10 protein-coding genes and 1 riboswitch are annotated in these 11,227 nt (G+C 26.7%); of the genes, 5 read left to right on the top strand and 5 right to left on the bottom strand.

The window, feature by feature from the left end; genetic code table 4:
- The 3 genes from ACJHWB_RS00510 to ACJHWB_RS00500 form a co-directional block, all read right to left on the bottom strand.
- A partial coding sequence (locus ACJHWB_RS00510; RefSeq protein ID WP_483132572.1) for an Mbov_0396 family ICE element transmembrane protein occupies positions 1-1,634 on the bottom strand: 1,634 nt, incomplete at its 3' end.
- Positions 1,635-1,637: 3 nt separating this feature from the next.
- Positions 1,638-1,967, bottom strand: a complete 330-nt coding sequence (locus tag ACJHWB_RS00505) for an Mbov_0395 family pilin-like conjugal transfer protein (RefSeq protein ID WP_483132571.1) — start codon at positions 1,965-1,967, stop codon at positions 1,638-1,640.
- Positions 1,957-2,736, bottom strand: a complete 780-nt coding sequence (locus ACJHWB_RS00500) for a DNA-processing protein DprA (protein ID WP_483132570.1) — start codon at positions 2,734-2,736, stop codon at positions 1,957-1,959. Before ACJHWB_RS00500 ends, ACJHWB_RS00505 begins: the two co-directional genes overlap by 11 nt.
- Before the next feature lie 101 nt (positions 2,737-2,837).
- Here ACJHWB_RS00500 and ACJHWB_RS00495 point away from each other — a divergent pair, with 101 nt between their 5' ends.
- Positions 2,838-3,920 (top strand): YhjD/YihY/BrkB family envelope integrity protein, encoded by a 1,083-nt coding sequence (locus ACJHWB_RS00495; protein WP_483132569.1) that lies wholly within the window; start codon positions 2,838-2,840, stop codon positions 3,918-3,920.
- A gap of 68 nt (positions 3,921-3,988) precedes the next feature.
- Here the strand turns inward: ACJHWB_RS00495 and ACJHWB_RS00490 are convergent, their stop codons facing one another.
- Positions 3,989-4,741 (bottom strand): MIP/aquaporin family protein, encoded by a 753-nt coding sequence (locus tag ACJHWB_RS00490; RefSeq protein WP_483132568.1) that lies wholly within the window; start codon positions 4,739-4,741, stop codon positions 3,989-3,991.
- Between the two features lie 16 nt (positions 4,742-4,757).
- Positions 4,758-6,275: a glycerol kinase GlpK gene (gene glpK, locus ACJHWB_RS00485; protein WP_483132567.1), complete on the bottom strand. Its 1,518-nt coding sequence runs from the start codon at positions 6,273-6,275 to the stop codon at positions 4,758-4,760.
- Between the two features lie 72 nt (positions 6,276-6,347).
- On the opposite strand from glpK, the gene ACJHWB_RS00480 reads away from it, so the two are divergent.
- The 4 genes from ACJHWB_RS00480 to ACJHWB_RS00465 all read left to right on the top strand — a co-directional run bounded on the left by ACJHWB_RS00480 (position 6,348) and on the right by ACJHWB_RS00465 (position 11,226).
- Positions 6,348-7,934: an LppA-related lipoprotein gene (locus ACJHWB_RS00480; protein ID WP_483132566.1), complete on the top strand. Its 1,587-nt coding sequence runs from the start codon at positions 6,348-6,350 to the stop codon at positions 7,932-7,934.
- Positions 7,935-7,944: 10 nt separating this feature from the next.
- A complete protein-coding gene (locus ACJHWB_RS00475; protein WP_483132565.1) occupies positions 7,945-9,090 on the top strand; it encodes a hypothetical protein in 1,146 nt (381 codons plus the stop codon).
- A 30-nt stretch (positions 9,091-9,120) separates the two neighbouring features.
- Positions 9,121-9,214: riboswitch (TPP riboswitch) on the top strand.
- Positions 9,215-9,250: 36 nt separating this feature from the next.
- The gene (gene cypl, locus ACJHWB_RS00470; RefSeq protein WP_483132564.1) at positions 9,251-10,486 is read left to right on the top strand and encodes an ABC transporter thiamine pyrophosphate-binding lipoprotein p37/Cypl; all 1,236 of its coding nucleotides are present in this window, start codon (positions 9,251-9,253) and stop codon (positions 10,484-10,486) included.
- Positions 10,486-11,226, top strand: coding sequence for an ATP-binding cassette domain-containing protein (locus tag ACJHWB_RS00465; RefSeq protein WP_483132563.1), 741 nt, complete (start codon positions 10,486-10,488; stop codon positions 11,224-11,226). The genes cypl and ACJHWB_RS00465 overlap by 1 nt, the downstream gene beginning before the upstream one ends.
- Position 11,227: the final 1 nt, after the last annotated feature.

The raw sequence follows: 11,227 nt of genomic DNA, 5'->3' as shown, positions 1-11,227 counted from the left end.
TTAATAGGTTTGTCTTCTATTTCTGTGTTTTGAGATTCTGTTGATTTTTTAGCATTAAGATTTTCAGAGCTAGGTTCTGAGGATGATTCTGATAATTTAAGATTTTCTTCTGTGTGATTTTCCTTTAAATTTGGTAAAGTAGGAATTTCACTAATTTGCGAAATATTTGAATTATTTTCTGTTTCAATTGTTGAATTCAGCTTGTCTTTTATTTGGTCTTTTTGTGTTTCTTCGGCATTTTTATTAGAATTTGAATTAGGTTTTTTCCTGAATATATTTAAAGGTTTTTGAATCAAATTTCGCCATCCTCATTTATTTGTTGAATCATTAGTGGATTTTTCTGGCAAAAACTGAGTTTTTTTCTTTTTACTAATTTTGCGCATTCCCACAATTCCTATGGCTGTTGTAGCAACTCCAAATAAAGTATTACCATTTAAGCTACTAAATAAATTTTTATATCATTTACTTTTGGATTTTGGTTCATTAGTTGTTTCTAGCAATCTATTAGTTATAGGATTCAAGTTTTTAATTTTACTTAGATTATTTTTATCTCGAAAATTAGAAGTTAATTTATTACCTCCAATTTTTGAAAGCCCATAATAAGCTGCACCAAGAGAAGCGCCTGCAACTTTAAGTGTAGAACTTGCAAGCCTTTGTTGGGAAGCAACCACAGCACCTTGCTTGAAATTTGAAGCTAGTTGTTGAGTAAAAGTAGAAATAGCTAGACCCCCGCCTGCCATAAATGCAAGTTTAATAAAAAATTTATAAATAAATTGATTAACTTTTGCCATTGAAAGATCTAAAGATTCCACTGTAGTAAAAGTTGCTGATACTCACATTAAAAATAAATTAAAACTTGTTTGATAAATTACAATAACCGATACTTGTCCTACAAAATTTAGCAATCATTTTTTCAAATTTCTACCATCATCTAAAATAGCATTAGTTGCTCAAGCTGGCATAGTTATAAAATTCATAAATAATTGTGCAGCTGAAATAAATCAAGAAACAAAACTTATTCCTAATGTATAACAAACAACAATTGCGCCAACACAAAGAGAAATTAACATCATAGTTCCTTCTCCATTATCTAGTTTGTTAAATTCATCTGCAGATAAAACTTGATAATTTTCTGCAATTTTACTTACTTGACTATCGCTAATTTTGTCAGTAGAAGACCTAACAAGTAAATATACTATACTTTTTCCATCATGAATGTATTGATTTAAAATCATCATAAACGCTTGTAAAATTGCAAGTAAAGCAAAAATTAAAATGGGAAATAAAAAACTAAAAGACAAACTGACAATAATACCTTTTGTCATTTGACTTATTTCCATACTCGAATTCCCATGTCGCAAAGTTAAAAATTTTACAAATCTAATGATCATGAAAATAAACCCAATTGCAACTGATGTAATTAAAAAAACTCAAAAAACAGTAGGTAATTTTTCAAAACTAAACTCATCACGACCAAAAATTACTCTAACAATAATGTTGATGCCTAATTGTTGAAAAACAAAGTTAAAAAATCCTATTATTGCTAACGGAATATAAACTAAAAGATATCAACCTAAACTAAAAAATGGATATGCTATTGCTTCATAAAGTGATTTAAGAATTCATCCAACCATTAATTAACTACTTTGACCAATAGCCGCACTTGCTGCCACACTAATAATTAACGTTGATAATCCTAAAACAACCAGAATAATGACAAATCCTATAGACGACCAAATAAGAGCTTTTTTTCATTTTTCACGTTTATCTGCATCGTGAGAAATTGATAGCATTGTAGCAAAGAAAATAACTGAAATAACCAAAATTCCAGCAACAATAGGCATTCCTATTGTTGTTAAATATTTAATTCAGCTTTGTAGTTGATTTGATAATTGACTTAAACCTTGTCCACCAGTTGGAATGCTTACTTGTGTACTTTGAAATAATGTTACAACTTTATTGAGCATTTTGATTATCCTCGCTAGATTTATTTAAATCACGAATTTCTGTAATTCAATGAGCTCCTTGGTCTATTAATTCTTTATTAGCAAGTGTTGAGTCTTCGTTTTCAGTATTTAAAAAACAATAAATTTCTTTTCCCATATTTAAAAAATGAGTGACTAAATTTTGTAAACCACCTCTTTTTTTAATTGAGTAAACTACTAAAATAGGAGAAAGTGCGGCCACTAAACGGTTGCGAGAAATTAATCTAGTCTTTGAAATATTAACTTTTGGAGGATATTCGGAAATAATTAAACAATTAGATTTATCAACAAACTGCTCTGCCATTCATGGATTTAACACGCCATTTGCAGAAACTACTATTACTGGTGACTCATTAATATTGTAATATTCAATAACTTTTTGTTCTACACCCTTATAACCATTAACTACTAGAGTATGTCTTTTAATAACTGCGTCTAAAGATTTATTAAAAAATTGTTGGATTTCAGTGTCATACTCTTCACCAGTCAATGTAATTTTAGGTGATAAATTTGTTAAAATATTTAAGTTTCCTTTATAAAAAATGACAAAAGGTGGTTGATTCAAATACTCAAATTGCTTTGGATATTCATTATCTAAAATACTAATATAATTAACATTTAAATCACTTAATATTTTTAATGTTTCATCAATATCTTTTTGCTCTACCTCCTCGTGTTGTTCTAATGCTTTTTTAATTTTGCTAAAGTTACCTTTATACTTAACAGCAAAATAAACTAAAATAGATTTCATATTTGTGCTCCTTACCTTATAATTTGTAAAAAAGGAGATAATTTGCTAAAAGTAAAAAAAAGGTAGACTTTTAAATCATTTTTATTACTTTTATTCACACAATGAGACAAAGTAAAAAATACTTAAATTCAATATTAGTTAAAAAAAATAAATATATTATTTTTTATCAAAAATTATGATTTTGAATTATTTTTTTAATTCTTAAGCCTGTTTTTATTTGAATTAAGGTAAATCAACCATTTCAAAAAAAACCTCAATTTATCACTAATAACGACTTAAAGGAAGTTGTTAAAGGCGCCTTGGTAAAAACTACTAATAAAAATTTTGGGGTTATCACAATTTCATATGCTTTTTATATTTTAACTTCATTTATTCCTATACTATCATTGATAGTTGTTATTTTATTTTTTGCAAGTAAGCTTATTCAAGATATAGAAATTAATGGAGAAAAAATAAAATTTTATAACTTTATTATTGATGAAATTCTTAATAAATTTATTCCAGGTATAAAACAATCTATTGATTTTTTAAATTTTTTAAACAATGATCAAATTTGAAAATCACTTGGATTTATTTTACTTCTCATTTCTTCATTTTTAATTGGATTAAACGGTTATGCTAGATTAATTAAATATTACTCATTAAGTTATGATCATAATGAACCAATTAATTTTTCAATTTTAAGAATTAAAAGTTTTTTTACTATTATAGGAATTGTTTTAGTTTCTAGTGTGGTTATTTATATAACTAGTTTGCCTATTTTTTATATAAAACTAATTCTTTCTTCTAAGTTGAATTGACTTTACAATGTTTTATTTTATGTAATTTGTTTTCCTTTTCTTTTAGCTTATTTTTTTATTGGTTCAACTTTTTTATTTAAATTTTTACCAAGTTTTAAATTAAAAAGAAAGTGAAACACTCCTGGTGTTTGAATTATGACAATTGCAAGTACTCAGTTTACATTTTTATTTAGTTTGTTAGTTTTAAATGGTTATATTAATTATGATAAATTTGGATCTGTTTCAACATTTTTATATTTATCAACTCTTTCAGTTTATATTTCTCAATTTTATCACTTTGCAATCACAACAAATTACGCTTACACTCAAAAGTTTTATAGAAAAACATTTAAAAGTAAGTGATATTCAAAAATTAGTAAAAATTATGCAAATACTCTATATTAAATTTAAAATATAAAAAAAATTAATATTTCAAAAATATTAATTTTTTTTATAAAACATAAATAAAGTAACTATTTAATTAATCCAAAAAGACCAACTACAATACCAGCCAAACTTGGAGCCACAACAGGCAACCACCCATAACTTAAAAAAGAACCGCCTATAAATTCTTTTGTTCTTTTTTGCATAAGTAGCTTTTCCATTGCAAAATAAATAATTCTAGGACCTAAATCACGAGCCGGATTAATTGCATAACCTGTTGATGATCCTAGTGACATCCCAATTGACATCACCAAAAATGTTACTGGTAATGGTCCTAAATTGACAAGTGTTTCATTTTTATTTTTTGAAAGTGCAAGAATTACTGAAAGTAAAACAGCAGTTCCAACAAACTCATATGAAAAATTAAAAAGTATTGTTTTCCCTTTATTTTCATAGGCTGGTGAAGTGCAATGTGCTGAACGAACTGATACTAAATCTGTTTCACTAATGTGTTTTCAATTAATAAAATTGAGAATAGTCTGTCCTGCCATTGCTCCTAAAATTTGCATTGGAATATAAGCTAAAATTTTGGCATCTTTATTTGAAATTGCAGAGTAAATAGAAACTGCGGGATTTAGGTGACCAAAACCATTTAAGGCTTGACTAATAATAATACCTACCAAAACAGCAAATCCCCAAGCCATTGCAACTACAACTCATTTTCCAGGTTGATTTGCAAACATTTTTGTGCCAGAAACACTATAAACAACACCATTTCCAAGCAAAATTAAAAATAGTGTTCCTAAAAATTCTGATAATAATTGTGAATCAAAAAGTCCCATATTTTCCTTTCTTTTCTTATTCTATATCTTTCGTTCAATTTAAGGTTTTTTGAACAGCTGTATTTCAACCTTTGAGTAAACGATTAATAGTTTGTTGATCAAATTCGGGTTCAAAAATTTTATCTGCTTTTGCCATTTGTTTAATTTGTTCAATAGATGACCAAAATCCAACAGCTAAACCTGCAAGATATGATACACCCAATGCTGTAGTTTCAATGTTAGCTGGCCTTTCAACTTTTAAATTTGAAATTGAGGATTGAAATTGCATCAAATAATTTGAATTAGAAGCCCCGCCATCCACTTTTAGCAAAATAATAGGTTTTTGAAGATCTTTTTCCATGGCTTTAATTAAATCATTTGATTGATAAGCTATTGAATCTAGTGTTGCTTTAATAATGTGTTCACGCTTTGTTCCACGTTCTAAACCAAAAATTGCCCCTCTAGAATATGAATCTCAATATGGTGCTCCTAGTCCCGTAAAAGAAGGTACTACATAAACTCTTTGATCGTCTTGAACAAGTGAGGTAAAAAAATCAGATTCAGCCGAATTGTATAAAATTCGAAGCGAATCACGAAGTCATTGAATTGCAGCACCTGCTATGAAAACCGAACCTTCAAGCGCATAAATTGTTGGTTGATTTTCAAGTTTTCAAGCTATTGTGGTCAATAATTTATTGCTACTTTTTACAGCAGTTGTACCTGTGTTAACAAGAGTAAAACAACCTGTTCCATAGGTATTTTTAACCATTCCAACTTCAGTGCAAAGTTGACCAAAAAGTGCAGATTGTTGGTCTCCAGCAATCCCTGTAATTGGTACTAAATCTTTGTCTTTGTTGGATCAGTGATGTGCTTCAACAAATCCAAAATGAGTTGACGAATCTTTAACTTCAGGCAATATTTCTCTAGGTATTTCTAGCAAATCAAGAATTTCTTGATCTCATTCTAATGTATGAATATTAAATAAAAGTGTTCTAGAAGCATTTGAAACATCTGTAGCATGTACTTTACCATCTGTTAGTTTTCACATTAATCAAGTATCAATTGTACCAGCTAGCAATTTACCTTCTTGTAGTTTGGTTTTTGCCTCTTCAATATTTTGTAAAATTCAACGAATTTTAGTTCCACTAAAATAAGGATTAATTATTAATCCTGTTTTATCAGTGAAAGTTTGAGCAAAACCTTTTGCAACTAGTTCATCACAATAATTACTAGTTCTTCTATCTTGCCAAACAATTGCATTATAAACTGGTAATCCTGTTTCTTTATCTCACAAAACTATAGTTTCACGTTGATTTGTGATTCCAAGTGCAACAATTTCTTTTGAACTAATTTTAGCTTTATTTGTTGCACTTTGCATAGTTGAAAGCTGTGTGTTTCAAATTTCAAGTGGATCATGTTCCACTCAACCTGATTTTGGAAAATACTGAGTAAATTCAGTTTGCGATATAGCTTTAATTTGACCTTGGTGATCAACAACTAATGTTCGACATGAAGTTGTACCTGAATCTAAAGTTACGATAAATTTGTTGTTCATATCTAAAATCCTTTATTAAATGTTTTGATTTACAAACTTATTAAGGCTAATAGTGTATAATTTTACACTAATATGAAGAAAAAAAAATGAGTTGTTGCATCAACATTAGCTATAACTACTGTTGCAATAATTTCTTGTGAAACTCCCAATAAAATTTCAAAAGATTTAAACCCTCAATTACCACCATCGTCTCAACCAGTCCTTAGACCTAGAGAACCTGAAGGACCAAAACCAACAACTCCAAAAGAATCTTCACCAGTAACACCTTCTACAACACCAAAAACTGAGGAACCAAAAAAAGTAGGTTCTATAAAAACACAACCTTCAAACGAGGGGTCTAGTTTAGATAAATCCAAAACTAAAGAAACAAACAACTCTTCAAACAAGCCCAACACAAATCTTAAACCAACAACACCTTCTGATAAAAATGAAGAACCAAAAATTGAAGGAACTTTTCCAAATCCTATAGAAGATAAGGTTGATTCTGAAAAAACACTACCACAAGTTCTTGCACCAAAGCAGGTTAATAAAGAATTTGATGAAAAATTGAAAGAAGCTATAAATTCAATTCCTAATACATTGACAATAGCACAAGATAAGGTTAAGCAATTTCAAAATACCAAAACCATTTTGCACAAATTTAAATATGATTACCCATCTAGTTATAGTTATGAAACTTTTGTCGAACCTTTATTTAATGTTTTAGATAAAGATTATAAAATTAGTTTTGATTTTTCGCAAGCGACAAGCGACAATAGTGAAATCCAAAATGTTGGTCTTAAACTATCTGATTCAAAAAGTGGTAATTCACAAAGTAAAATTGTTAGTTTATCTATGCCCAGAGAAGATGTTTCAACATCCAGTTTTTACATTGAACAAAAAGAACTACCTCCAGTTTTTAAGCAAATCTTCCCTTCTTTTTTAGCATTTGCATTGGTAAATAGCAATACAACTGTTGAAGATTCATTTTTTTCAACTCCTGAAAAAGTAATTGATAATTTAGGGTTTGGTGTTGGATTAATTAATTCATTTTTAGAAATAAAAAGTAAAAATAATCAATATTACAAGATTAAAACAATAAAAGCAACTCCAAATGATGATGAGGGAAGTTTAAGTATAACTGTAAAAGCTGAAAATCAAGATGACAACTATCAAGAAACTATAAAAGATTCAAAAGAATACACATTTGTATTTAATAATCTAGCTAAAAATAGTGACGAGTTAGTAAAACTTCAAGTTGATAATATCCAACTAAGAAGTGACATTATAAATGATTCTAAGTTGAAAACTAAAATAGAAACTAATTTACAAAGTGTTTTAACTAAGCACAAACTAATACAGCTCATAAAAAAACATTTACAAATTTTCATTAACCCTAAACAGCAAATAACGAATTATAAAGAAGTTTTATTAAATGTTCAAAAAATTTTAAAACAAAAAAATCACATATTATTTCCTCAAATTATTTTTTTTAACTCGTTAGTAGAAAATAATGCTGATAATAATATTCAATTTTCACTTACTAACAAAACACTTTCATATACTTGAAATTTAACATACTCATATTTAGATTTTCATCAATACATTAGTGATAATGATTCGTTATTTTCTGGTGAAAGTAAAACTACAACACTAACTGGAGCAATTGAGCTTAATTAAATAATTCTATATGAAATTTAAACTATGATTCATTGTCCCTTTTTATTTATCAATTATTAGTTGTGCTCAAAATAATCCAAAAATTGAAAATAAACAAGATTTTCAACCAAATTTTCATAAAATAAAAGGGAAAACTTGAACTTTGCAAGACTATGCAAACTCCATTCCCAATAATTTAGATTTACCTTATTACTTAAATAACAAATTAACCAAAGATATTTTGAATGAGTTTAAACAAATTTTAATTTTTAATCAACCTTTAAATTTTGTTGAATTCCCTTATCCTATACCCCTTAATTTTATTTTAAATTTCAATTTTAAAAAAGCATTTGCAAAAAATAATAAAATTAAAAATGTAACATTAAATATTATTGATAAAACAAATAAACAGTACAAGATATCAAAAATAGTCAACATAAAAGCAAATAACATAAATGAATTTAATGTAAAACCAAAAATTTTAAATAATTATTTGTTATTTTATCCTTCTTTTATTGCATATAATCTAAAGTATTTAAATATTAATGATTTTTTTGAACTTCCAAACTTAAAGAAAGATAAAAACATTATCTTTAAAATAACAAATTCATTTGCAAATGATTACAATGGAACATTAAAATTAGAAGTTCAAATTTTAAATCAAAATAAAATTTTAAATTCTAAACAATTTTTATTTTCTGGGTTTCAAAAAATTAGTAAGCAAATACCTTTTGAAATAGATATTGATACTAAAAAATTATTAACAGAATTGCCTTTAATGAATTTAACAACCATTGACAATAACTATAAAAATAAAATTTTTAATTTTATAAAAAATAACTTAATTTTAAAACCCAAAAATGCTGAAAGTATTTTTGCAAAGAACACGAATTTGTCTATAAAAATAAAGGATTTAGACATTTTAGTCTCAGATTTATTATCTAAAAATAAAAATTATTTTTTGTTAAATAATTTGATATTTTTAGATTTAAAAAATTTAAATAATGAATTATTCTTTGATGCAAGAATAATTGGTAATGAATTAGAGATTACTTACAATATTTTTTATGCTTTGGCTAATCCATACACAAGTTTTAAGGATTTATTAAATACATCTTTTATTGGAGTATTCAATAATTTTGAAATTAAAAAAACAATTCCACTTAAAAATAATTAAAAAACAGCATAAATTTGTTAAAATAATATGTTAAGTAAACAGGGGTGCCTTTATATTGGGCTGAGAAATACTCTTAAAAGTTGAACTAGTTAGTACTAGCGTAACGAGTTTATTTTTTATATGTTCCTTTGTTTACATACATCAAGATTTTAAGGATTGTATGAAAACAAAATTTTATTTAAAAATTAAAAAACAAGTGCACAAAATTTTAATTTGTAGTACATTTTTTTCTTTTTTCACATTAATGAGTTGTTCAACAAACAACACATCTAACTCATTTGCTTGAGACACTAAAGTAAATATTGGAGCAGATTCATCTTGAACTCGTTCTAAAGATCCTTCGGATAGCAGGATTTCTACTTTTTTATCTAATCTTACTAATGAATTTAATAAACTAAAAAATCAAAATCCACAAACTAAAAATTTAGCGAAGGTGACTTTTGAATTTCAAGATATTAGTGATAGTAAAAGTGCAATTACACAATTGTTAGTTGCTGATAATTCTGACAAGTCCATTGATTTTGCTTTTGCAAATGCAACATCAACAATTGAAATTGATAAAAACAATCAATTACAAAACGCTTTGCAAACTACAACATGAGCTTTTGCAAATGACTTAGAACCACAAACTTACTCAAATGGATCTGACAATGATTATTTAGTCAAACAAGCACAGGAATTATCTAAGTTATTTAATCAAACACCTTTTAATGAATGACAAAATAAACAAAAGGGACCACAAGAATGAGATGGAGTTGCATATAGATTTTTGTATGACAAAAATAAAAGGCAAGTACCTTTTTATAGAGGAATGATTATGATTTCAGGCAATTCTGAAACTTTAAAAAATATTAAAAAATATTGAGATAATAAAGATTTTGAACAATGAGAAAAATTTGGAATTATTCATGGGGAAGAGTCTTCTGGTGGAAGATGAAAATTGGAAGCTAATTTAATTGAGCAGCATTTCGCTAATTACTTTAAAAATAAAGGTAAAACTTTGAGTGAAGAAAAAGTAAAAAAACCACAATATTTTTTTCAAGAATCACCTCAATCAACTTCAATAGGACAAAACCAAAATTTTAGAATTGCTTTTGATGATGAAGCAAGTTTTGCTTGAACACCAAATAAAGGAGATGGTTTGCGATTTACGCCTAAAAATCCTGAAGAAAAAATTGAAATTTTAACTTTAACAAACCCTTTACCTTATGATATTGGTAGTTTTCGCAATGATTTTAATAAAATTCAAAAATATTTAATATCTCAAGCTTTAATTAATTTATCTTTAAATCATAGAGACACTTTTGGTGAAAGTGTTGGATATAATGGTTATCAAAGAATTTCTGATTCATCTATATTTCGCAATATGTTTAAAAATTCACTAGAAAGAAATTAATGAATTTTATAGAGTTTAAAAACCTAACTATTGGTTACCTTGGTTCTAAAAAAACTGTGTTAAATAATATAACTTTTTCCGCTTCTAATTCCAAACCAATTTTTGTCATTGGCGCAAGTGGGCAAGGAAAAACTTCCTTTTTTTTATCTATTTTGCAAAATATGGATGTTAAAAATGGACATATTCTTTTTAATAAACAAAATATTACTAGCTTAGATAATAAAAATAAAAAAAAATTTACAAAAAAAATAGGGTTTTTATCACAATCGGGCAATTCTATTGAATTTCAAAATGTTTACACTAATATTGTTAAACATTTACCAAAGTTTAGGAATTGATTTTACAACTTATTTAATATTGCTACTCAAAGTCAGAAACAACAAATTTATAACATCCTACAACAATTGGGATTAGAACAAAAAATTTTTACTATTTACAAAAATTTATCAGGAGGACAACAACAAAGAGTAGAAATTGCAAAACTAATGCTTACAAAGCCATCAATTATTTTGGCAGATGAGCCAACAAAGGGTTTGGATCAACTAACTTCACAAAAAATTTTTGATTTAATTTTAGAGTTGGCAAAACAGAGTGAATCTATAGTGTTTATTGCATCTCACAATGCTGACATTATAAAAAAATATGATGGTTATTTTTTAGTTATTAATAATAAAAAGGCGACTTTATTTAATTCTTTTGATGAAATAATTCCGGAACTAAAAGAAACATTTTTAATTTAAG

It is taken from the genome of Mesomycoplasma sp., assembly GCF_056854695.1.
This window is presented reverse-complemented; position numbering and strand designations above follow the sequence as displayed.